This is a genomic window from Alcaligenes endophyticus, from assembly GCF_026344035.1.
GTDB classification, from domain to species: Bacteria; Pseudomonadota; Gammaproteobacteria; order Burkholderiales; family Burkholderiaceae_B; genus Alcaligenes; species Alcaligenes endophyticus.
In genome coordinates this window covers 1-20,522 of sequence record NZ_JAPKND010000003.1, presented here as the reverse complement: position 1 = coordinate 20,522, position 20,522 = coordinate 1, and the positions used below count along the sequence as shown (strand labels likewise).

The 20,522-nt window shown below is 49.6% G+C and carries 23 protein-coding genes and 1 other RNA gene; 9 read left to right on the top strand and 15 right to left on the bottom strand.

Annotation, left to right across the window (positions count from 1 at the left end):
* Positions 1–3: 3 nt before the first annotated feature.
* Positions 4–1,398: an MATE family efflux transporter gene (locus tag OSH01_RS06585; protein ID WP_266123289.1), complete on the bottom strand. Its 1,395-nt coding sequence runs from the start codon at positions 1,396–1,398 to the stop codon at positions 4–6.
* A gap of 14 nt (positions 1,399–1,412) precedes the next feature.
* Positions 1,413–1,859, bottom strand: coding sequence for a PaaI family thioesterase (locus tag OSH01_RS06580; RefSeq protein ID WP_266123288.1), 447 nt, complete (start codon positions 1,857–1,859; stop codon positions 1,413–1,415).
* A 77-nt stretch (positions 1,860–1,936) separates the two neighbouring features.
* On the opposite strand from OSH01_RS06580, the gene OSH01_RS06575 reads away from it, so the two are divergent.
* The gene (locus tag OSH01_RS06575; RefSeq protein ID WP_266123287.1) at positions 1,937–2,383 is read left to right on the top strand and encodes a hypothetical protein; all 447 of its coding nucleotides are present in this window, start codon (positions 1,937–1,939) and stop codon (positions 2,381–2,383) included.
* Between the two features lie 36 nt (positions 2,384–2,419).
* Positions 2,420–2,941, top strand: coding sequence for a copper chaperone PCu(A)C (locus OSH01_RS06570; protein WP_266123286.1), 522 nt, complete (start codon positions 2,420–2,422; stop codon positions 2,939–2,941).
* A 33-nt stretch (positions 2,942–2,974) separates the two neighbouring features.
* On the opposite strand, the gene OSH01_RS06565 is transcribed toward OSH01_RS06570, so the two are convergent.
* The 9 genes from OSH01_RS06565 to OSH01_RS06525 all read right to left on the bottom strand — a co-directional run bounded on the left by OSH01_RS06565 (position 2,975) and on the right by OSH01_RS06525 (position 10,942).
* Positions 2,975–3,781, bottom strand: a complete 807-nt coding sequence (locus OSH01_RS06565) for an alpha/beta fold hydrolase (RefSeq protein WP_266123285.1) — start codon at positions 3,779–3,781, stop codon at positions 2,975–2,977.
* 21 nt (positions 3,782–3,802) lie between these two features.
* Positions 3,803–4,477, bottom strand: a complete 675-nt coding sequence (gene ybgF, locus OSH01_RS06560) for a tol-pal system protein YbgF (protein WP_266123284.1) — start codon at positions 4,475–4,477, stop codon at positions 3,803–3,805.
* A 77-nt stretch (positions 4,478–4,554) separates the two neighbouring features.
* Positions 4,555–5,061, bottom strand: coding sequence for a peptidoglycan-associated lipoprotein Pal (pal, locus tag OSH01_RS06555; RefSeq protein WP_266123283.1), 507 nt, complete (start codon positions 5,059–5,061; stop codon positions 4,555–4,557).
* A 33-nt stretch (positions 5,062–5,094) separates the two neighbouring features.
* Positions 5,095–6,354 (bottom strand): Tol-Pal system beta propeller repeat protein TolB, encoded by a 1,260-nt coding sequence (tolB, locus tag OSH01_RS06550; RefSeq protein WP_376918069.1) that lies wholly within the window; start codon positions 6,352–6,354, stop codon positions 5,095–5,097.
* Between the two features lie 66 nt (positions 6,355–6,420).
* Positions 6,421–7,533 carry a cell envelope integrity protein TolA gene (gene tolA / locus OSH01_RS06545; protein WP_266123281.1) on the bottom strand — a complete coding sequence of 371 codons (1,113 nt, stop codon included), beginning with the start codon at positions 7,531–7,533 and terminating at the stop codon, positions 6,421–6,423.
* Positions 7,534–7,586: 53 nt separating this feature from the next.
* Positions 7,587–8,033, bottom strand: coding sequence for a protein TolR (tolR, locus tag OSH01_RS06540; RefSeq protein WP_266123280.1), 447 nt, complete (start codon positions 8,031–8,033; stop codon positions 7,587–7,589).
* Positions 8,033–8,707 (bottom strand): protein TolQ, encoded by a 675-nt coding sequence (gene tolQ, locus OSH01_RS06535; RefSeq protein WP_266123279.1) that lies wholly within the window; start codon positions 8,705–8,707, stop codon positions 8,033–8,035. The genes tolR and tolQ overlap by 1 nt, the downstream gene beginning before the upstream one ends.
* Positions 8,708–8,709: 2 nt before the next feature.
* The gene (gene ybgC / locus OSH01_RS06530) at positions 8,710–9,135 is read right to left on the bottom strand and encodes a tol-pal system-associated acyl-CoA thioesterase (RefSeq protein WP_266123278.1); all 426 of its coding nucleotides are present in this window, start codon (positions 9,133–9,135) and stop codon (positions 8,710–8,712) included.
* Positions 9,136–9,205: 70 nt separating this feature from the next.
* The gene (locus tag OSH01_RS06525) at positions 9,206–10,942 is read right to left on the bottom strand and encodes a proline--tRNA ligase (protein WP_266123277.1); all 1,737 of its coding nucleotides are present in this window, start codon (positions 10,940–10,942) and stop codon (positions 9,206–9,208) included.
* Between the two features lie 64 nt (positions 10,943–11,006).
* On the opposite strand from OSH01_RS06525, the gene OSH01_RS06520 reads away from it, so the two are divergent.
* The 3 genes from OSH01_RS06520 to OSH01_RS06510 are packed head-to-tail and all read left to right on the top strand — an operon-like array spanning position 11,007 to position 13,742.
* Positions 11,007–11,573 carry an RNA pyrophosphohydrolase gene (locus tag OSH01_RS06520; RefSeq protein ID WP_266123276.1) on the top strand — a complete coding sequence of 189 codons (567 nt, stop codon included), beginning with the start codon at positions 11,007–11,009 and terminating at the stop codon, positions 11,571–11,573.
* Positions 11,554–12,240, top strand: a complete 687-nt coding sequence (locus OSH01_RS06515; protein ID WP_266123275.1) for a response regulator — start codon at positions 11,554–11,556, stop codon at positions 12,238–12,240. The genes OSH01_RS06520 and OSH01_RS06515 overlap by 20 nt, the downstream gene beginning before the upstream one ends.
* Positions 12,237–13,742 carry a sensor histidine kinase gene (locus OSH01_RS06510; RefSeq protein WP_266123274.1) on the top strand — a complete coding sequence of 502 codons (1,506 nt, stop codon included), beginning with the start codon at positions 12,237–12,239 and terminating at the stop codon, positions 13,740–13,742. Before OSH01_RS06515 ends, OSH01_RS06510 begins: the two co-directional genes overlap by 4 nt.
* A 161-nt stretch (positions 13,743–13,903) precedes the next feature.
* Here the strand turns inward: OSH01_RS06510 and OSH01_RS06505 are convergent, their stop codons facing one another.
* Positions 13,904–15,409: a tripartite tricarboxylate transporter permease gene (locus tag OSH01_RS06505; protein ID WP_266123273.1), complete on the bottom strand. Its 1,506-nt coding sequence runs from the start codon at positions 15,407–15,409 to the stop codon at positions 13,904–13,906.
* A 16-nt stretch (positions 15,410–15,425) separates the two neighbouring features.
* Positions 15,426–15,884: a tripartite tricarboxylate transporter TctB family protein gene (locus OSH01_RS06500; RefSeq protein WP_266123272.1), complete on the bottom strand. Its 459-nt coding sequence runs from the start codon at positions 15,882–15,884 to the stop codon at positions 15,426–15,428.
* A 323-nt stretch (positions 15,885–16,207) separates the two neighbouring features.
* Between OSH01_RS06500 and OSH01_RS06495 the strand changes: the two genes are divergently transcribed.
* The 3 genes from OSH01_RS06495 to ssrS all read left to right on the top strand — a co-directional run bounded on the left by OSH01_RS06495 (position 16,208) and on the right by ssrS (position 17,159).
* Positions 16,208–16,618: a hypothetical protein gene (locus OSH01_RS06495; RefSeq protein ID WP_266123271.1), complete on the top strand. Its 411-nt coding sequence runs from the start codon at positions 16,208–16,210 to the stop codon at positions 16,616–16,618.
* A 3-nt stretch (positions 16,619–16,621) separates the two neighbouring features.
* Positions 16,622–16,933: a cell division protein ZapA gene (locus OSH01_RS06490; RefSeq protein WP_266123270.1), complete on the top strand. Its 312-nt coding sequence runs from the start codon at positions 16,622–16,624 to the stop codon at positions 16,931–16,933.
* A gap of 42 nt (positions 16,934–16,975) precedes the next feature.
* Positions 16,976–17,159: non-coding RNA, 6S RNA (gene ssrS / locus OSH01_RS06485), on the top strand.
* An 80-nt stretch (positions 17,160–17,239) separates the two neighbouring features.
* Here the strand turns inward: ssrS and lgt are convergent.
* Positions 17,240–18,031: a prolipoprotein diacylglyceryl transferase gene (gene lgt, locus OSH01_RS06480; RefSeq protein ID WP_266123269.1), complete on the bottom strand. Its 792-nt coding sequence runs from the start codon at positions 18,029–18,031 to the stop codon at positions 17,240–17,242.
* Positions 18,032–18,300: 269 nt separating this feature from the next.
* Between lgt and msrA the strand changes: the two genes are divergently transcribed.
* On the top strand, positions 18,301–18,825 hold the full coding sequence (gene msrA / locus OSH01_RS06475; RefSeq protein ID WP_266123268.1) for a peptide-methionine (S)-S-oxide reductase MsrA: 525 nt from the start codon (positions 18,301–18,303) through the stop codon (positions 18,823–18,825).
* Here the strand turns inward: msrA and OSH01_RS06470 are convergent.
* Positions 18,794–19,783 carry a nucleoside recognition domain-containing protein gene (locus OSH01_RS06470; RefSeq protein WP_266123267.1) on the bottom strand — a complete coding sequence of 330 codons (990 nt, stop codon included), beginning with the start codon at positions 19,781–19,783 and terminating at the stop codon, positions 18,794–18,796. The genes msrA and OSH01_RS06470 overlap by 32 nt on opposite strands.
* Positions 19,784–20,522 lie beyond the last annotated feature (739 nt).

Genomic DNA, 20,522 nt, shown 5'->3' with positions numbered 1-20,522 from the left:
CTTTTACTGTTGGACAGCACGCTCGCGTAGCAAACGGTGTGAACGATGCCGCCAACGTAGCGTCAATAAGACGGCCACGATAGATAATCCAGTAATTAAGCCTATCCAGATACCTACCCCGCCCATTCCGAGCTTAAATGCCAAGAAGGCGCCTATGGGTACGCCTAGTACCCAATAACCTAATAAGGCCAACAGCATAGGGGTGCGCGTGTCATGCAAGCCACGCAGCATGCCAGCCGCGACAGCTTGGGCACCGTCACTTATCTGAAATAGGGCGGCAAGTGTAATGAATTGAGCGGCTAAAGCAATTACGACTAAGTTTTGCGGATCTTCCACATCGAGGAAAATGCCCACTAATAGGCTAGGAAATAGCCATAGGAAACAGGCAGAAATGCACATATAGCCGACGCCTAAGGTATAGGATGTCCAACCGGCTAGCGCCGCGGATTGGGGCTGCATACGGCCAGCCGCTAGACCCACACGTATGGTGGCCACCTGACCAAAACCGAGGGGAATCATATAAGAAATGGCTGATATTTGCATGGCAATCGCGTGGGCAGCTAGCTCATCCTTACCAATCAGCCCCATCATCATGACAGCAGCATAAAAGACCATGGTTTCTAGGGTAAAGGTAATTGCAATAGGGATGCCCAGTTTCCACATTTCCCATAGTACCTTGCCTTGTATCTGAGTCAGATGATGAAACACATGATAACGGCGGAAGTGGGGTTGGCGTATGATGATCCAAATCATGCTCGTACACATAAAGGCACTGGCTAATCCGGTGGCAATTCCCGCACCTTCAACCCCCAAGGCGGGCAAACCAAAATGTCCGAATACTAAGGCGTAGCCAAGTAGAGCGTTGACAATAATTGCTGCACTGGCGATCAGTAACGACCACAGTGGCTTTTCCATAGCGGCTAAAAAAGAGCGTAGTACGATGTAAGCCAAGTAGGGCAGTAGCGCCCACTGTAAGCTATGCATGTATTGCTGAGCTTGTCGAGCAGCAGCGGGGTCTTGCTCCATGAGCAATAGAATGGGTTCTACGTGCCATAGTAAAAACCAAATAGGTAAGCAAATCAGCAGGGCGCTGAGTAGGCCATGGCGCAAAATGCTTTGCACACCGCGCACATCATGACGATTTTTACCTAAGGTACTGGCCAGCATGGGGATAACAGCAGATACCAAACCCATGCTAAAAATCATGCAAGCTTGATATAAGCTTGCCGCCAGTGAGGCGGCGGCTAGGTCATCCGCTCCAAGTTGACCGATAAAAACCAAGTTGGTGGTGAGTAAGGCTATTTGCGCTAAGTTGGTGAGAATAAGAGGCGCACCTAAGCGACAGGAGGCGATGAGTTCAGGCCGCCAGCCAGTATGCCAGTTGGAGCTAGATGACATGGAAAAGTTACGATTTAGGCAATACGCGGAAGCGACCAGGTACTGATAACATGCGCTACGGGGTCACCGCCTAGGGCAGGCACTAGGGTAGCGTCACCGGCACAGATTCGCCCTGTTTTCAGTATTTTGGCGTGAGCAAGTATGCCGCCAGTAGGTGCTTTACGCAAAAAATTGATGCTCAGACTAGATGTTACCGCATCGGCATTACCTGTAGCACCTACTACCGCCGCATAAAGTGCTAGGTCTGCCAAACCCATCAGCATGGGGCCGGCCACCATACCCCCTAAACGCTGATGAGAACTTCGATCAGGCAAGAGTAGGGTAGCAGAGTCTGCGCCAATACTAATCACCTCTATGTCTAATATGGCGGCGAAAGGGTGCAAGTCGGCAAGTAGTTGACGAAACTGCGCCACACTTATTTTTCCTGGATGGGGCTGATTAGTGGTTGTCGTTATGTTCATGATCAAAAGAGTTGTCGTTATTGCTTGCATTGACTGTAGCAGCTTGTACAGTAAGCGACAGTCATATTGATTACTGTATGAGCAGCGCTCTCATAGTACACTTTACCGCTATGTTTTGTTTTTCGCCTAGGCTCACTAGCCGGTATTTTTCTTGGACCGTCGTTATCGTCACGCTGGCGATGATGGTGCGTGCGTGGATACCGCTGGGATATATGCCTGCGCAGCATAGCCCTTACCCACACCTTACTTTTTGTCATGTGGGATTGAATGCAGCACAACAATCATTACTTGGTTTACTTGAAGCAGACGAGCAACACCATTACCTTGATACGAGCCAGCACTGCCTGTTTTCAGCACAGGCCCAGTCGGGCTGGTTAAAAACTAGCGGCGGTGCGCTATTTGGGCCTGCATTACTACCAGTATTTCGTCTAGCTTGGCTGCCTGCTTTTCAATTCCAAACGATACCCACTGTTTATTCTAGTTTATGGGCACGCGCCCCTCCTGTAGTACGTGTTTTGAGCTAAATATCAATATTTTTTACCACGTACGGAGTTACTTTCATGAATCAATGGATTTTTTTGGCTGCTACCTTGGCTTTTTCCCCTGCAGTGCTGGCACAGCATCATGGCGCTGCTCACCAGCACGATCATCAATCAGGGGCCCATCACAGTACCGCTACTGCGCAGTTTGATAAGGCTAGCCTTAATACTCAAGTGCATGTCGAAAAGTGTTGGGTGCGTCTCTTACCAGGAACCGTACCATCAGCTGCCTATTTCACGGTACATAACCAAGGGCAGCAGGATACTGCCGTTATTGCTGCGCGTTCGTCGGCGCACGCCGATGTGATGGTGCACGAAACTACGCATAAAGATGGTATGAGTCATATGGGTCATACGGCCAGTGTAGCGATACCTGCAGGCACAGCAGTAGGCTTTGAGCCAGGTGGTTTGCATGTCATGCTAGAGCAGGCAACTCAACCCTTACAGCAGGGCGGCACGATACAGTTAGAGTTGCTGTACGCTGATCATACTAAAACCGTCACAACATGTGAGTTACGTTCACCCAAAACGCAGTCTTATTGATAACGCTTTACTAAAGCATGGTTAAGGTACGCCTTAGCCTTTTTCCTTCAGGCAGTCTAGCACTGCCTGGTTAAACGCTTTGGGGTTAGCTAAGTTCATTCCGTGTGCCGCATGCTCGATAACAATTTTATTCAAGGGCGTTTGTTGCTGCGCGATCAACTGCATGCAGTAATGGTAACGGGTTGGGCTTTGTTCTCCGGTAATGAAGTACAGGGGTACGTCAGCCTCGCGTAAAAAATGCAAGTCGACCTCAGCCCTACCTTCTTGCTGTTGCAATGGTAGAGTATTGGCGTTGTCTGCGACCATTTGCTTGAACCAGCGGGCCATTTGTCGCCATGTGCCCGAACCATTTACAGTATCAATAAATAGGGTTAGGGCTTCTTCCTGAGAGTTTGTCTGTAAGCGTTGTACGACTTGGTCCAATAAAGGCTGGCTCGAGTATTGGCTACCTGTGGGCAAGCCGGGATCAGCCAGAACTAGGCTGAGGACTTGTGTGGTATACAAGCGATAAAGCTCTAAGGCTACGTGTGCACCCCTTGAGTGGCCAAGGATATGTACGCATTGATTGGGGTAATACTGCTGTAGTAGCGAGAGTAGGTCTTGGGCATGAGTGTGCGCGCTAAACCCCAGGTTACTGGGAGCGTTGGGCCAATAGTTGCGCAAGCTTGGTGCTATGACGGTGTAATGTTCAGACAGCTCAGGAATTTGCCAACGCCAATAACGCCAGTCGCATAAAGAACCATGTATCAGCAGTAGTAGCGGGCCTTGGCCCGATACGATGGCGTGATACTGGTATTGACGGGCGTTAAAAGCTTGTTGTAAGCCTACTAACTCTTTCATATGCCTTGCTACGGAGGGATATTACTCGAGCAATTTCAATCGGCTGCGGGCTGTGTCGGCAGCTTCCGATTGTGGGTACTCTTTCACAATACGTTGTAGTAGCGATTTAGCACCGTTTAAATCGTTCAGTTCTATTTGGCAAGAGGCGGCTACCATTAACGCATCGGCGGCATGTGTAGACTGAGGGGCTTCTTTAGCCAAGCTTTGTAGTGTCTGGGAGGCTAATTTGTAGTCGCGGAGTGCATATAGGCTGCTGCCGTGATAGAAGCGCACGTCGTCGCGTAAAACACTACTTGGGTAGGCATCTAAGAAAGCGCTTAAGCTTGCAGCGGCTTCTTGGTATTGGCCTGCTCGATAAAGATCCATAGCGCTATCGTAAACGGCCTGCTCTTGTGGGTCGTTGGCGGTCATACCTGAATCGTTGTTGTTATTGTTAGATTGACGCAGGTTATTAGTTTCCCAACTGAGTTTTTCCACCTGACCTCGTAGTGTCACGATTTCAGCTCTTAAGCTGTCCACCTGAGCGGCCAAATTCAAACGAGCTTGCTGGTTTTGTTCGCGCATCTGTTGCATTTGTTGACGCAACTCGAGAATCGCGCGGCGTGCTTCATCATCTGCAAAGGCTTGGGCAGGCAAGTAAGCTAACAGGGCTAGACTAAGAGCAGCCAAGCGTACGGGCTTGAAATAAGCGTGCATAAAGAAATCCTGTACCAGTAAAAACGCCGCGGCACAAAAAGGCCACGGCGTTGGGACCGCATTAAGTCGGGCAGAGATTAACGTTGGTAAACGATATCCGCACGACGGTTTTCAGCGTAATCAGCCTCTGTGGTGCCGAGTGCTTTAGGGCGCTCTTTACCGAAGCTAATCGCTTCAATTTGATTGTTGTTTACGCCTAACAGGTTCATCATGCGCGCTACTGCATCAGAGCGACGCTGACCTAGTGCTAGGTTGTACTCGGTACCGCCACGGGCATCGGTATTGCCTTCAATGCGTACTGTCTGCTGTGGATGGCTGCTTAGGTAAGAAGCATGCATCTCAACCAGGTTGCGGTATTGATCCGGTACTGCGTAACCGTCAAAGTCAAAGTACACAGAGCGCTGTTGCGCCAATGGGCTTTGAGGATTGAACGGATCCATTATTTGACCAGTGCTAGCAGAGTCGGAGCCAGTGCCGCTGCCAGTGCTGGAACCTGCTGTTTCGTCCAGAGGCACCGAACTACATGCAGCTAAAGCGGCGGTAATTACGGCAATGGATAAACTTTTAAAAATGCGCGAGCTCATTTGAATTCCTTTGAAAAAGAGTCACACAGGATGTCAGTTGGTAAATGGTCCCCAGGTGGGTTCGCGAACTTTGCCGTTCAAGGACGAGAGGGTCTGACGTACTCGACCATCCACCGATGTGACAGCTAAAACACTGCGTCCCCCCTGAACAGAGCTATACAAGATCTGCATCCCATTAGGGGCAAAACTCGGAGACTGATCGTCGGGACCTGTCGTCAGTAGTTGCTCGGCTCCTGTTGCCATATCTTGAATGGCAATTCGGAATGCACCGTTTCTGCGTGTGACGTATACAAGACTAGTACCGTCTGCAGAGACCTCCGGTGAGATATTGTAACTCCCGTTAAAGGTTATGCGTTGTGCATCGCCTCCATTTAGGTCAACTTTATAAATATTTGGTGCGCCACCACGATCGCTTACAAATACTAAGGAGCGTCCGTCGGGGGTAAAAGCGGGCTCAGTGTCGATGAGTGGTGAGCGCATTACACGACGCAAACCAGAGCCATCACTATTGATCGTATAGATCTGAGAAATGCCATCTCGAGACAGCACAATTGCCAGTTCATGCCCGTTTGGGGCCCATGCAGGGCTACTGTTGTTGCCTTTGAAGTTGGCTAAGGGCTCACGATGTCCCGTTGCAAGGGTCTGTACATAGATCACTGGCTTGTCATTTTCGAAGCTGACGTAGGCTAGTTTTTTTCCGTCAGGAGACCATGCCGGTGAAATAATTGAGTGCTTTGAGCGCAGCATTACCTGTGGATTTTGGCCGTCGGAGTCTGCAATTTGTAACTCATAGCTGTTGCCTGTTTGCAACACATATGCCAGTCTAGTAGAGAAAACCCCACGTACCCCCGTGATTTTTTCATAAATACGGTCAGCAATTTGATGGGAAATACGGCGTAACTCTTTTTCTGATCCTGCAAAGGCCACTGCATCAATTTGGGTCTGGCGTACCGTATCCACTAAGCGGTAGCTCACGGAATATTGACCAGAATTACCGCTGACCGAACCATAAGCGAGATAGTCTGCTCCGCGGTTACGCCATTCATCGTAACTAATACTACTATCCACGTTTAGGTTGGCGCCGGTGGCGTTAATGAGTTGGAACTGGCCTGAGCGGGTGAGGTCAGCGCGGATAACTTCAGCGATGGATTGCGAGGCTGGGTTATCAGCAAAGTCGGCAATCGCGATAGGGTACTGGGTAGCACCCACCCCAGAAATATCGACGCGTAGTTGGGCTTGAGCGGGCTGGCTAATAATGAGGCCTGAAGCCATAGCTAGCAGCCCTGAGACCATTGCCCGCCAAGGACGGCGTACTCTGGCCAGAGTTGGGTTTGCGGCGGTCATTATGCAATCTCCTGATTATTCAAACATACGGTAATCACCATCAATATATGAAGGATACTTACCATTGGGAGGTTTTGGGAACGGGTTGCACTTGGCAATACCTTTTTCTACGGCATCATCGAATTGAGTAATACCGGAGGAGCGTAAAATTCGGACACTATTAACGTTACCGTTAGGGCTTAAGTCGACACGATACCGTAAAGTGGGATTGCCGCGCACGTCACTGCGTGCAGGGTGATTATAGATAACGCGCGGTCGTACGCAGCTGGCCACAAGGGCGCCGTAGCCAGTGTTGCCACCACCGCCACCTGCTTGATTGCGATCAGCGTTTCCACCTGGGCGTCCTGGCGTGCCTTCACGCATGGCTTGGCGAAACGCTTCTTCTTTGGCTTTACGGTCAGCCTCTGCTTTGGCAGCGGCGGCTGCCTTGGCTTTACGCTCAGCTTCTGCTTTGGCCTTGCGGTCTGCTTCTTCTTTCTCTTTACGTTCAGCGTCTGCCTTGGCCTTGCGGTCTGCTTCTTCTTTCTCTTTGCGTTCAGCTTCTGCCTTGGCTTTGCGATCGGCCTCTTCCTTGGCTTTACGTTCTGTTTCGGCTTTGGCTTTGCGGTCAGCCTCTTCCTTGGCTTTACGCTCAGCTTCCGCTTTGGCCTTACGCTCTGCTTCTTCTTTCGCTTTACGTTCGGCGGCTAACTGAGCCAGTCGCTCTCGTTCAGCCTTTTCTTGGCGTGCTTTCTCTAGCGCGATTTCAGGGTCGACCTCTATCTTGGGTTCGGGCTCTTGAACAGGCGGAGGCGTAGGCTCAGGCTCAGGTTCGGGAGTAGGCTCGGGCTGGGGGGGAGATGGAGGTGTTACTTCAGGCTCTGGGGCAGGCTGCTCTTGAGGCTCGGAACTTTGAGTGGGTTCAATAACTTCGCTGACATCGCCTGCATCAGGAGCATCTCCATCCATCCATAGCTCGACCTGGACAGCATCGGGTGTTTTGGGGGCAGAAGTCCAGAGGCCAATCAGCAAAGCCAATAGGATCGCGCCATGCAATAGCAAGGCGTACAACAGCCCTCGGCGGTCGTCGTCTTGCTGGCCGCTGCGATGCGAGCCTGAGGAGCGTAGAGAAATTTTTTTCTGCTTCATTCAAATAAGACGTTTGTCAGTGGCTTGGTCACGCTGTGTAAGTCTCCGGTGCCTTAAGGCTTGGTGGAATCATCGGCGCCTTGATCGACCAACAGGCCTAGGCGAGTAATTCCATTGGAGCGTAAAGTATCCATGATTTTCATGACGTCTTCGTAAGGTACCTTGCCGTCAGCGGCAATGACTACTGGGCTGTCAGGCCCAATGCGGCTGCGCACTTCATCAAGGAGTTGTTCTTTACTGATATTTTGGAATTCTGACCCTGCATCACGCACGCGGATGGCGAGTTGCCCCTCTTTGTTGATTTGTAACTCAACGGGAGTCGCTGGCACTTCAGAAGCTTGCCCTACGGAAGGCAGCTCGACCAAGCCCGGAGTGATCATGGGCGCAGTCACCATAAATATAACTAATAGCACCAACATCACGTCGATGTATGGCACAACGTTGATCTCGTTTTTGATGCGCCGATTGGCTCGGCGCGAATTGCCACGCATAGAGGGCATTAATTCACCTGTCGTTGCAAGATATTCAGAAACTCATCAATAAAACCTTCAAAGCGAACAGCTACCCGATCAATTTCATTTGTGAAGCGGTTGTAGGCAACAACAGCCGGAATAGCAGCGAACAAACCGATTGCCGTAGCGATCAGTGCTTCTGCAATGCCTGGGGCGACGGAAGCTAATGTAGCTTGCTGCATGCCGGAAAGGCCGATAAAGGCATGCATAATCCCCCAAACGGTGCCTAACAGGCCAATGTAGGGGCTGACTGAGCCTGCGGACGCTAGGAAATTTAAGCGGGTTTCCAAATTGTCGATTTCACGCTGGTAGCTGGCGCGCATAGCCCGGCGTGGGCCGTCTAATGCAGCAGGGCCTGTGGTGTGGTTGCGGCGCGCTTTGATGAACTCGGTCATGCCGGATTCAAATATGCGTGCTAATGCGCCGTGTTCATCTCGACGAGTTGCAATAGACTGTTGTAGTACAGTCAAGTCGCCGCCTGCCCAGAAGTCATCTTCGAAGCGGCGGGTCTGTTCTTGAGTGCGTTTGAGCGTGGTGCGTTTACTAAAAATATAAGCCCACGACAACACAGAAATACCCAAGAGTATCAACATGACCAGTTGCACGGGAACACTGGCATCCAGAAGTAGCGAGAGTAGCGACAGTTCGCTAGTAGCTTGCATGGTCAGTCCTGAACCTTTGACAATAGAGTTCGTAAATTAAGATCAAATTTGGTTGGACGAAGCGTGTTCGCATCAACACAAACGACTTGGATGGTACTACTACATAACAGTTCCCTTTCCAGCCACGCTTCTTGGTGAAAGTGTATGCTGGCTGCTCCTAGATGTGTAATCTGACTCCGTATGGTCAGTAAGTCGTCTAGAGCAGCGGGTTTGCTGTATTGTATTTCAACTTGCTTAACCACAAACACCCGCTGGGCACTTACGGCTAAGTCTGATTGGTTTACCCCGAGCTGCCTGAGCCATTCTGTGCGCGCGCGCTCGAAGAATTTCAGGTAGTTGGCATAGTACACAATTCCGCCTGCATCGGTGTCTTCGTAATATACGCGAATATGCAGCTCAGAGTCTTTTCGACTAGTTTCGGTTGCCATAGTAAAGTAAGCAGATTATGCACGTTACTGTGTCGTGTTGGGGCACAGTAACGCACTAACTAACATTTATTTAAAGTGTTTGTAGTAGGTCTAACGTAAACGTTGCACCCTGATCTACAGCTACTTTGCTGCTGTCATGAGCACGACGCGTCTGTATTTCAATGATGCCGTCCTTTAACCCTCGGTCACCAATCGTAATACGTACCGGAACGCCTATTAGCTCCCAGTCTGCGAACATATTACCTGGGCGTATATCACGATCGTCCAAAATGACATCGACACCCTGCGCTTGTAACTGAGCATAAAGTTGGTCGGCTTGCTGACGTACGGCATCGCTTTTTTGATAGCCAATAGGGCAAATTACCACTTCAAAAGGAGCAATGGCGCGAGGCCAGATGATTCCCTTGTCATCGTGGTTTTGCTCGATGGCAGCGGCTGAAATGCGGCTGACACCAATACCGTAACAGCCCATTTGCATCAGGGCAGGTTTGCCGTTGGCGTCTAAGAAAGTCGCTTGTAATTTTTTTGAGTAGGTGTCACCGAGAAAAAATACGTGCCCTACTTCGATGCCGCGTTGGATACGCAATTGTCCGCCATTAGGTGCGGGATCACCGTCAACCACGTTGCGTAGGTCGGCCTGTATAGGCTCGGGCAGGTCGCGGCCCCAGTTGACGCCACTGTAATGAAAGCCGGCTTCGTTTGCGCCGCAGATAAAATCGCTCATGTAAGCCACGCTCAGATCAGCGATGACTTGCACCGGCTTGGCGGTGTTGATAGGCCCTAGGAAGCCAGGCTGACAGCCGAAGGTTTCAATAATTTCAGCCTCTGTCGCTAAGCGGTGGCCTTGTTCAAAACCGTCTAGCTTGGATACCTTGATGTCGTTCACTTCGTGGTCACCACGCACCAACAATAACCAGATTTGGGTGTGCGTTTGGCCATCTTCTTCGGTGTCTGTGGCAAGCACTACCGACTTAACGGTGTCTGTCAGAGGGCGATCCAGCAATTGTGCGACCAGCTCGCATTTGGAGGCTTGCGGCGTGGCGACTTTAGTTAAGTCTGACGTCGCAGGAGCACGCTCGTCGTACAAGCAAGGAGCATCAGCCAGCTCAATATTGGCGGCATACTCGCTGTCTGGGTTGTAAACAATAAGATCTTCGCCTGTATCAGCGATTACTTGAAATTCGTGGCTACGCGAGCCACCGATAGAGCCGGTGTCGGCTGCTACAGCACGGAACTCTAAGCCTAAGCGTTTGAAAATGCTCATGTAGGCCTGATACATATTGTCGTAACTGGCTTGCGCGGATTCGGCGTCACGATCAAACGAATAAGCGTCTTTCATGGTGAATTCACGCCCTCGCATTAAACCAAAGCGTGGGCGGCGTTCATCTCGAAACTTCGTCTGAATGTGGTAGAAATTAATGGGAAGTTGGCGCCAACTATGAATCTCGTTGCGTGCAATATCCGTGATGACCTCTTCAGAGGTGGGTTGTAATACAAAGTCGCGTTGGTGGCGATCTTTAATTCTTAATAATTCATCCCCATATTGTTCCCAACGACCTGACTCTAGCCATAGCTCGGCGGGTTGAACCACAGGCATCAGTAGTTCAATAGCGCCGGCTTTGTTCATTTCGTCGCGGATAATGGCTTCTATTTTGCGCAATACCTTCAAGCCCATGGGCATGTAGGTATAGATACCACCGGCCGCACGGCGTATCATGCCGGCGCGGGTCATCAACTGATGGCTAGCAACCTCAGCTTCGGTGGGGGCTTCTTTTAACGTATTAATATGATATTGGCTTGCATGCATGGTAGTGAACTCGTCAGGAACGTATAATCAGTATAATTGTATTGAATTCGTTTAGAGGTGGCCTATGTTGGACCGGGAAGGCTACCGTCCTAATGTTGGAATTATCCTCGTTAATCGTAAAAATGAGGTGTTTTGGGGCAAGCGTGTGCGTGAACATGCGTGGCAGTTTCCGCAAGGAGGCATACAGTACGGTGAAACACCCGTACAAGCAATGTATCGCGAATTGCACGAAGAGGTAGGCTTGCTCCCCGAACATATTCGTATATTGGGACGGACACGAGACTGGCTTCGCTATAACGTACCTAACCATTATGTGCGGCGGGAAGCGCGTGGTCATTACAAAGGGCAAAAGCAGATTTGGTTTCTCCTGCGATTAATAGGGCGTGATTGCGATGTATGTTTACGCTCCACGACCAGTCCTGAATTTGATGCGTGGCGGTGGAGCCATTACTGGGTACCCCTCGATTCTGTGATCGAGTTCAAGCGAGAAGTGTACATGCAAGCGCTCAATGAGTTGTCAGGAATTTTATTTCGGCAGCGACAAGAAAATCGTTACCTGCGTCAACGGTCGCAGGCAAGCAGTAAAGATATCGTGCAGGAGTCAGGCAGACGTGCGCATCCTCTTGGTTGAAGATGAATTGGAAATGGCGGCGTGGCTTGAGCGTGCCTTAGCGCAAAGTGGTTTTTTGCCTGTGCATGCCCCTGATGCTAAGCGAGCAGAAGAGCTTTTAGCCTCGCAAGAGTTCGATGCTGTCGTGCTGGACTTACGTTTGCCCGACAAGCACGGTTTAGTGTTGTTGCGTGAGCTACGTGCGCAGGGCAATGAGATTCCTGTTTTATTACTGACGGCTCAAGGCGCCTTGCACGACAGAGTTCGCGGACTGAACCTAGGCGCCGATGATTTTGTCAGCAAACCTTTCGCTCTGGAAGAGGTAGAGGCGCGGCTACTAGCTTTATTGCGCCGCAGCCGTGGGCAGCAAAGTGCCAGCCTTGTATGCGGCTCTTTAGAATATAACCCCGTTAATCGTGCTTTTTTATTGGACTCTGTGGTCTTACATCTTACGCCTCGTGAGCATGCCGCCTTGCTAGCCTTAATCACTGATGTGGCCATGCCCGTCGAAAAAGTGCGTTTACACGAAAAGGTGTTTGAGCACGACAGCGAGGCAGGGCCGGACGCCATTGAGGTGGTATTGCACCGTTTACGTAAGAAGCTTGCTCATAGCGATGTGCATATTGTTACCGTACGCGGACTAGGTTATATGCTGGAAGAAAATACTCAAGAGATGCCGCGCTCATGAGCACTCGGTGGGGGCTAAGCGGCTGGAATCTTGGTTTACGATTTTGGCTGCTTGCGTTGTTAATGCCCGGTGTCGTGGCGTTACTGCTTTACGACAGTTGGGAAGATTACTGGGCCATGCGTGACATCACTGAAAATGTCTACGATAGTGCCTTGTTGGAACCGGCAAAAATACTGGAAACTAGTGTTGAGTTTAATGCGGACGGCAGCTTACGCATCGACCCGCCTTTTTATGCGCAAGTCATGCTGGAATCACGCCCGGGTAATCGTAAGTACTTCAAAGTCGAAGAAATTGTTGACACTGGTCAAATTTTAGCGGGTGCTGTGCTCAATGGAATTAAGACCACAAAGCTGATTGGTGTAGAGGGCTTGCCTAGGCCCAAAAACTTGGCCGAGCACGAAGGTATGCCTGTCTTTTATGATGGGTTCTATCGGAATGATACCTTGCGTATGGTGGCATTATGGCGGGATCTCTATCACAAGGGTGTACATAGACAAATTGTGGTGATGGTTGGCGAGAGCCTAGACATGCGATTGCGCACGCAACAAGAGGCGTTGCGAGAAAGTTTATTTCGCAATATTCGTATGGTGGCCTTGGCTGTTTTGCTAGTCTGGTGCTCGGTAGCGATAGCGCTGTGGCCCTTGAATGCCCTGCGCCATGAAGTGCGTAGCCGAGAAAGAGATGATTTGAGCCCTCTGGATTTGCATGCCGTACCCCGAGAAGTGGTGCCATTGGTCAGTTCAGTTAATCACCACATTGATTTGTACCGACAGGTACTTGATAAGCAAGCGCAGTTCTTGGCCGATGCATCACATCAATTACGTACGCCTTTAGCTATCATTCAGACACAAGTTCAATATGCTCGACGTGAACCGGATTTGGTGCGTGTACGTGAGTCTTTGGCGGCCATTAACAGGCAGTTAGGCCAGGCAAATCGTCTTACCGAGCAATTGTTGGCTATGGCTCATGCAAGCCAAACTGAAGCACCCGAATCAGCGCCAGTTGATTTGTATGCCTTGGGCAAAGAGATGGTTCTACAGTATGTGCCTTGGGCGCGTGAGCGATCACAAGATATGGGGTGGCGCGACGTAGAGGACATATCTAGTGAGCCTAGAAAGATTTGGGTCCAGGTGAACGATGCAGAGGTTCATGAGGCTCTATCCAATCTACTCCACAATGCTATCAGTCATGCGGGCCCACACAGCCGAATTACAGTGTGTGCCGATAAAAATGATACCCATGGGTGGATCAGTGTGGTGGATGATGGTATCGGTTTGGCCGCAAGTTTGCGTGAGAGCGTTTTTGTACGCTTTGACCGGGGTGGGCCAGCTAGCCGCGGTACTGGTTCCGGCTCGGGGTTAGGTTTAGCCATAGCACTCACGTACGCCCAGCGCAATGGCGGTACGATTGAACTGAGTGACGGTGACTCGAATGAATTAGGTGGCCACGGCCTGTGCGCCACCTTGCGCTTTCCTTTATTGCCTATTACGCCGACTGCATAAGTGAGTTGCTCAAGCTTTAGCGCTGGCTTGGAGGGCCCTTGCGCCACCTTGGCCGCTTGCGAGTAGTTTACTTACGGCACGTTTTTCTACTACATAAAAAAGCCGGTGCCCTCAACATGGGATGCACCGGCTGGCAATTAGCGTTGCAGCGTAAAGTCTATTTACTCTTCTTCTACAAAGGTTTCAGCACGTTTTTTCTTGATGCTGGGCAAAGCGACGACTAGAACTAAAAGAAGCGCTAAGGCAAGTAGAGAGGCAGACAAAGGCCGTGTAAAGAACGTACTGTAATCACCGCGTGAAAGGAGTAGGGCGCGACGGAAGTGTTCTTCCATCATAGGTCCTAGCACCAAACCTAGCAGCAATGGAGCACCTTCGCAGCGTAGTTTTGACCACACGTAGCCAATTAAACCAAAGGCGGCAGTGACCCAGATATCAAAGACGTTGTAATTTAAGGAATAAACCCCGACTGTACAAAACACAAGAATAGCAGGGAACAGAATACGGTAAGGTACGCGCAATAGTTTGACCCATAACCCAACCAGAGGCAGATTAAGAATAACCAGCATTAAGTTGCCAATCCACATCGATGCGATGAGACCCCAGAAAAGCTCTGGGTGACTGCTCATTACTTGAGGCCCTGGCTGGATATTATGAATGGTCATAGCACCGATCATGAGGGCGGTGACCGCATTGCCAGGTATACCCAGTGTTAGCAAAGGAATAAAGGAGGTTTGAGCTGCAGCGTTGTTAGCAGACTCCGGGCCGGCTAAGCCTGCAGGGTGCCCTTTACCAAAGCGCTCAGGCTGCTTCGAAATTTTCTTTTCCAGTGTATAGGAGGCGAAAGAGGACAAAACCGCGCCGCCGCCGGGCAAAATTCCTAAGCAAGAGCCTAGTGCTGTGCCGCGTACCACGGCAGGCCAAGCTTCTTTGAACTCTGTTTTGTTAGGGTAAAGCGAACCTACTTTTTCGGTGATATCTACACGTTGATCACGTAGCTCTAGGTTATTCATGATCTCAGAGAAACCGAATACACCCATGGCCACCACAGCGAAATCAATACCGTCTTGTAATTCAGGAATACCGAAGTCAAAACGGGCAACGCCAGAGTTAACGTCAGTGCCAATCATGCCCAATAGTAGACCGAGCAAAATCATGCAAATGGCTTTAGGCAGTGAGCCAGATGCCAGCACAACGGCCCCGATGAGCCCCAAGACCATGAGAGAGAAGTACTCAGCAGGCCCGAATTTAAAGGCGATCTGTGCCAGTGGGGGCGCAAAGCCTGCCAGCAGGACAGTAGCGACGCAACCGGCAAAGAAAGAGCCAAGCGCTGCAATAGCTAAGGCAGCACCTGCTCGGCCGTTACGGGCCATTTGGTGGCCATCTAATACGGTCACCACCGCGGAAGTTTCCCCTGGTAGTGCCACTAAAATTGCCGTAGTAGACCCCCCGTATTGCGCGCCGTAATAAATTCCAGCAAGCATAATTAAGCCGGCGACAGGAGGCAGGATGTAAGTGATGGGTAAAAGCATGGCGATGGTCGGTACCGGACCAATACCAGGCAATACACCAATTAAGGTGCCTAGTAAGCAGCCTAATAAGCAATAAACTAGATTCTCTGCCGTGAAAGCGACGGAAAACCCTAACATTAAATTATCTAGTAAATCCATAATTCAGACTCCAGGCTTAGGCGAAAAAGACCGGCCATAAGGGAAAGACTAAGCCTAGGCCTTTGATGAAAGCTAGCCACACAAAAAGGACCAAAGCCACGGCAGTAATGAGCGCGACAGGCCAACTGAATTCATGGCTGGCAAAGCTACTGATAAGCACCAGTAGAAAGATTGAAATGTAGACGCCTAAGAAGTTCAATGCCGCGCCGCAGAGCACGACAGCACCGATCACAATGAACGCTATCTTCCAGTCAAAGGGTTCTACCTCGGCTTCCTCTGCCTTTTTTGAACAACTGCCCAACGCTACAATCGCGCCAAGCAGTGCCAGGCATGTACCTAGCCAAAAAGGAAAATACCCGGGCCCCATGCGAGCTGCAGTGCCCATAGAGTAGTTGCTAGCCCCTAGGGCGAACGCCACCCCTATAGCGATGAACATAATGCCGGACCAGAAGTCTGGCTTGTTTCTAATATGCATATGAAAAAATCCCCCTCTGGGCAAGCTATGCAATTGTCGTTGCCTTATCGGTTGAATAGAAATGTTCGCAGCTTGTTGTGTGTCAAGGATGCGCATTACTATAAAAGTGGCGCATCTTAAGTGAGACAGGGGGGGCTATAGGGCTTGATTTCTTTGGGGTTTACCCTGTTTTTTAAGTTTTCTTAGGGTTTTGCTTAGTGTCAGAAGCGAGCTTAGTGAAAAATGAAAGTTAATTGAAAGCTTATGGAAAGATGGGTGAAAGGTTATGATTAGTATTAATTTATTCTAGCCACTACACTGATCCTTGGTTTACGATAACGTCCATGTTGCAAGATCTCGATATTCTCGCTGACCGCATTGGTCAACTCGTAAAGCAGTCCCGTCAATTGCAGACTGAACGACAGGAACTGCTTGCCCGTCTCAAACGCCTAGAAGCCGAGCGTGATGCCCTGCGCGAGCAGAATCAACGCCAACAGGCAGAGTTCGCTTCCATTTCTACTAACTTGGCGAGTCACCAAAGTACGGTAGCTGACATACAAGCGAAGTCTGAGCAAGTGCAGCGTGAGCTGACTGCACGCATTGACGAGGTGCACGCTCAGAATAAGCAACTGCATATTGATTTAAGCAATGAGCAAGCGGCCAGTAATGTGTTGCGTGAGGTTGCCGCCTTGGCGCGCGATCAAGTGGGGGCTGTGCTGATGCGCTTACCCGGTGATCAACAGGCGCAGGAGTAAACAATGGAACGTATAGATACAGTTATTTTAGGTCGAGATTACTCGCTGGCATGTCCTGCTGCAGAAAAAGATAAATTGCAGTCTGCACTACGTTTAGTTGATAAGCGGATGCAAGTCATCAAAGAAAGCGGTAAGATATCAGGTAACGAACGCATTGCTGTGATGGCGGCAATACAAATCGCTAATGAGCTTTTATCAGCTAAAGCCCCTGATGGGCCATTAAGCACTGTTGCTTTTGGCGATTTCAAGCGTAAACTGGAAGACATGAACAGTTTGTTGGATTCTGCGTTAGGCGTTCCAGGCAAGCCGTTATAAAGTACCAAATTCGAAAGCAGGTTTTTCTTGTTTTCAACCAGTAAGTCCCTGCCTTGCTCGTGACATGACCATACATTCCTTGAACCAATGCTTATGGCAACAGGTTGTTGGATTGGTCAATGGGAGCGATCTTCTCTAGCGGAAGAACCCGAAGTTGACCTGATGACAACCGATCTTGGACCTCGGGTTCCAGGATGCCGGTCTTGACGACAATGGCGGGGCATTTATATAAGCCCACTTTGTGCGCTAGTTATTGTTAACTAGGTACAAAGTGGGCTTTTTTGTGTGCGAGCCAAAATGAGTATGTTATGGGCGTGAAGGAAAAGCTTGGCGACTACTCCATACAAATAGGATAAGTCCACCCAAGATCATGGGTAAAGAGAGCCATTGCCCCATAGACAATCCTGCGCTAAGTAAGCCTAAAAAGTCGTCTGGTTCACGTGTGTATTCGACGGCGAAGCGAAAGCAGCCATACAGTGTTAAAAAGAGCGCACTGACTTGACCTACGGGGCGTGGCTTACGAGAAAATACCCATAAAACCAAGAACAGGATGATGCCTTCTAAACCCATCTCGTAGAGCTGAGAGGGGTGGCGGGCTTGGTGGTCTGCCTGTGGAAACACCATGGCCCATGGTACGGTAGTGGTGCGTCCCCATAACTCCCCGTTGATAAAGTTACCTAAGCGGCCCACTGCTAAACCAAGAGGTATCAGAGGAGCAAGAAAGTCACCAATTTCTAGGAAGCGATAGTGGCGGAAGCGGGCAAATAGCGCCAATACCAGTAAAACCCCAACCAGCCCACCATGAAACGCCATGCCACCTTGCCAGACGTAAAGAATTTCGATGGGGTGTTGTAAGTAGTACGCCGGTTGATAAATAAGGGTGTAGCCAAGGCGCCCTCCGATGACCACACCAAAGACGCAATAAAAAATCAGGTCTTCAAGGTCTTTTGAGGTAAATTGGGTTTTGCCGTGTTTTATGCGCCAGTTACCAGCCACCCAGACCAGGGTGAAGCCAACTAAGTACATCAGACCGTACCAGTGTATGGCTATGGGGCCTAACTGCAGCGCTATGGGATCAAATTGAGGATGTACAAGCATGCGAGATAAAGACAAAGATTGGTGTGGAAAGGATAGCCTGTTGTATGTGGCTCGAGTCACGTGAAATTGTAAGGGACGAGCAAGACAGGGAAGAGACTATTTGTACTGGATTACGATTCGTAGTGAGTTGAAGCGTTTATGTCATGTGTATTGCCCAAGTAGCCCACTATACTATGACGTACGGGGGAGCCTGACAGCACATGCTGCTGATAGGCAATCGTTAAACAAATCCGACAAGGTTTTTATTTTGCGTGTTAGGAGTGGACGAGATGAAAGAGACGGCCATCTTCGGCGGTGGATGTTTTTGGTGCACTGAAGGTGTATTCAGTGCGTTAAAAGGGGTGCTTTCCGTAGAGCCGGGTTACAGCGGGGGGCATATTGAGCATCCAAGCTACGAGCAGGTATGCAGCAAGGAAAGCGGTCATATCGAGGTAGTGAAAATTGTTTATGACCCCAAGCAGTTGAGCTTCACACAACTGCTTGATGTGTTTTTTCATACACATGACCCTACTACGCCTGATCGTCAAGGAGCGGATATAGGCCCCCAGTATGCATCAGCGATATTTTGCCAAGATGCCACACAACGTGAGCAGGCCTTCGAGGCGATAGAGCTGTATCAACCAGAATTTAGTCAGCCCATTATTACTCATATCTTAGATAACGCCGTTTTTTGGCCTGCTGAGCTCGAGCATCATAATTATTATGCGCGCAACCCTCAGCAAGGATACTGCCAAATGGTGGTGGGGCCTAAAGTTCACGCTTTTAAGCAGCGCTATCAGTCTTGGCTAGCATAGAGTGTGCGAAAAACAGTTGGAAGAGGCGTGACCCGGGGCGGCTTAATCGAGCCAAGATAGCGATTAGGCCTATAGTTAGTAACACGCGCCCTACTAAAATAAACCATAAGTTGGCCCCTAGCGCCAAGATTAGTAAAGTGTCTTCGATCAGCGAATGACATAACGATAGCCAAGAGAGGGCTAAGAAGCGTGTTCGAGGGCTGTAGTTCTCTCGCTTGGTGGCTTCAATAATCAATGCGCCTCCGTAGCTCAAACCCAAGAGCACGCCAACTGTGGTGACGGGGGCGACGCGTGGCTCTAGGCCCGAAAAACGAAGCACCGGGGTGAGCAAGGCGGTACATAATCGCGTCAGTCCGATGCGTTCAAAAATGTCTAACGTAAGTACCAACCCCAAGATAATAAGCCAAGTAAAAAACAATGACTTCAGGCTGCCAACGATCCAGTGGGCCCACGCTAGCCATGATGACTCATGATTGCGCGCTTCGCCATGTAGCCAGGACAACGAGACGGGCTCTTGAAGTATGTCTAAATAGTAGCAAGACCAACTAATTAACGCGCCGTAAGCAAAGGCGACACTGGTACGTAAGGCAAAGGTGAACCAGAAGCTCGCGCCTGCTTTACGCACAATCGCTTGTTCAACGGGAAGGTTATGGGCAATTAACATCATTGCACCCATGGCACTTAACTGGGCGTGGGTAAGGATAAAACTATCACCTAAAGCAGAAATAGCCGCAATTCCGCCGTAAATAGTGCTTAGAGCGGTGGTGGTCAGAACAATGCCTGCTTCTGGTGGGAGGTTAAGCACACTCATTACAGGTGTTAGTCCTTGTCCAAGCCAAGTGATCACACCGGTTTCATAGGCAATGCGTACACCAATCATAATAGGCACCATGATTTTAGCCAGGGCAAAAAACATGCGTAGACTGCGGAGTACGGTTGTTTGAAAGTAATGAAACATGCGTAGTGACTAGATGAGCAAGAAAGTAAAGGAGAGGGGAATATTGTTCCAGACGCAATGTAGCATGAACATTAAGGGGTCGAATAAGCCTGGGCGCTAACGCAAAGCAATGAATGGGCTGGGAGGCTCCACTAAGTCTGGGCACGTCTATATGTAGAGTGGGGGCGAAAGACTTAGATGCATATGCGCCTTTAATATAGAAGGCAGCCTTATCAGGCTGTTTGGCGAGGTCTAGGCGACATGAGAAAAGAGAAAGACTCAACTAAAAACGAACTAAGCCTCTTTTTTTACAAAACGCTTGCAATACTAATTTAGGCTTGCTATAGTTTCGTTCTTGGTTGCTTATCAGCGCTTTACCAACCCACCAACACAACGTTACGGGCCAAGTTTTAGCCAGGTAGTAATAAGCAAACAAGCTGTATCACAGCGTGCGGTTTAGCCTAATGGCAGCCCATTCAGTTTTACAGGGTAAGAAAATAACTTGCACAAATCAAAATCACCGTGTTATAGTTATCGACCTTACTGGGTGATCTAAAAAACAAGTTTGTGCGGTAGTAAAAACAAGTTTGTTTTATAGGTTACGAAGAAGTCATCCCTTAGTACAGATTGCTGCAGTAAGTAATTTGCACTAAGTGATGAGTGAAGTGAAGTTTGTAGGAGCTGCCAATAGGCAGCAGCAAGCAGAAAACGGTTTAAAAGATTTTTAAATTATTTTCACAAAACGCTTGACACAACAAAT

Bases quoted from the DNA above. Each gene is read 5' to 3' on its own strand.
- OSH01_RS06585 (WP_266123289.1), bottom strand. From the start codon at position 1,398: ATGTCATCTAGCTCCAACTGGCATACTGGCTGGCGGCCTGAACTCATC.
- OSH01_RS06580 (WP_266123288.1), bottom strand. From the start codon at position 1,859: ATGAACATAACGACAACCACTAATCAGCCCCATCCAGGAAAAATAAGT.
- OSH01_RS06575 (WP_266123287.1), top strand. From the start codon at position 1,937: ATGAGCAGCGCTCTCATAGTACACTTTACCGCTATGTTTTGTTTTTCG.
- OSH01_RS06570 (WP_266123286.1), top strand. From the start codon at position 2,420: ATGAATCAATGGATTTTTTTGGCTGCTACCTTGGCTTTTTCCCCTGCA.
- OSH01_RS06565 (WP_266123285.1), bottom strand. From the start codon at position 3,781: ATGAAAGAGTTAGTAGGCTTACAACAAGCTTTTAACGCCCGTCAATAC.
- ybgF (WP_266123284.1), bottom strand. From the start codon at position 4,477: ATGCACGCTTATTTCAAGCCCGTACGCTTGGCTGCTCTTAGTCTAGCC.
- pal (WP_266123283.1), bottom strand. From the start codon at position 5,061: ATGAGCTCGCGCATTTTTAAAAGTTTATCCATTGCCGTAATTACCGCC.
- tolB (WP_376918069.1), bottom strand. From the start codon at position 6,354: ATGGTCTCAGGGCTGCTAGCTATGGCTTCAGGCCTCATTATTAGCCAG.
- tolA (WP_266123281.1), bottom strand. From the start codon at position 7,533: ATGAAGCAGAAAAAAATTTCTCTACGCTCCTCAGGCTCGCATCGCAGC.
- tolR (WP_266123280.1), bottom strand. From the start codon at position 8,033: ATGCCCTCTATGCGTGGCAATTCGCGCCGAGCCAATCGGCGCATCAAA.
- tolQ (WP_266123279.1), bottom strand. From the start codon at position 8,707: ATGCAAGCTACTAGCGAACTGTCGCTACTCTCGCTACTTCTGGATGCC.
- ybgC (WP_266123278.1), bottom strand. From the start codon at position 9,135: ATGGCAACCGAAACTAGTCGAAAAGACTCTGAGCTGCATATTCGCGTA.
- OSH01_RS06525 (WP_266123277.1), bottom strand. From the start codon at position 10,942: ATGCATGCAAGCCAATATCATATTAATACGTTAAAAGAAGCCCCCACC.
- OSH01_RS06520 (WP_266123276.1), top strand. From the start codon at position 11,007: ATGTTGGACCGGGAAGGCTACCGTCCTAATGTTGGAATTATCCTCGTT.
- OSH01_RS06510 (WP_266123274.1), top strand. From the start codon at position 12,237: ATGAGCACTCGGTGGGGGCTAAGCGGCTGGAATCTTGGTTTACGATTT.
- OSH01_RS06505 (WP_266123273.1), bottom strand. From the start codon at position 15,409: ATGGATTTACTAGATAATTTAATGTTAGGGTTTTCCGTCGCTTTCACG.
- OSH01_RS06500 (WP_266123272.1), bottom strand. From the start codon at position 15,884: ATGCATATTAGAAACAAGCCAGACTTCTGGTCCGGCATTATGTTCATC.
- OSH01_RS06495 (WP_266123271.1), top strand. From the start codon at position 16,208: ATGTTGCAAGATCTCGATATTCTCGCTGACCGCATTGGTCAACTCGTA.
- OSH01_RS06490 (WP_266123270.1), top strand. From the start codon at position 16,622: ATGGAACGTATAGATACAGTTATTTTAGGTCGAGATTACTCGCTGGCA.
- lgt (WP_266123269.1), bottom strand. From the start codon at position 18,031: ATGCTTGTACATCCTCAATTTGATCCCATAGCGCTGCAGTTAGGCCCC.
- msrA (WP_266123268.1), top strand. From the start codon at position 18,301: ATGAAAGAGACGGCCATCTTCGGCGGTGGATGTTTTTGGTGCACTGAA.
- OSH01_RS06470 (WP_266123267.1), bottom strand. From the start codon at position 19,783: ATGTTTCATTACTTTCAAACAACCGTACTCCGCAGTCTACGCATGTTT.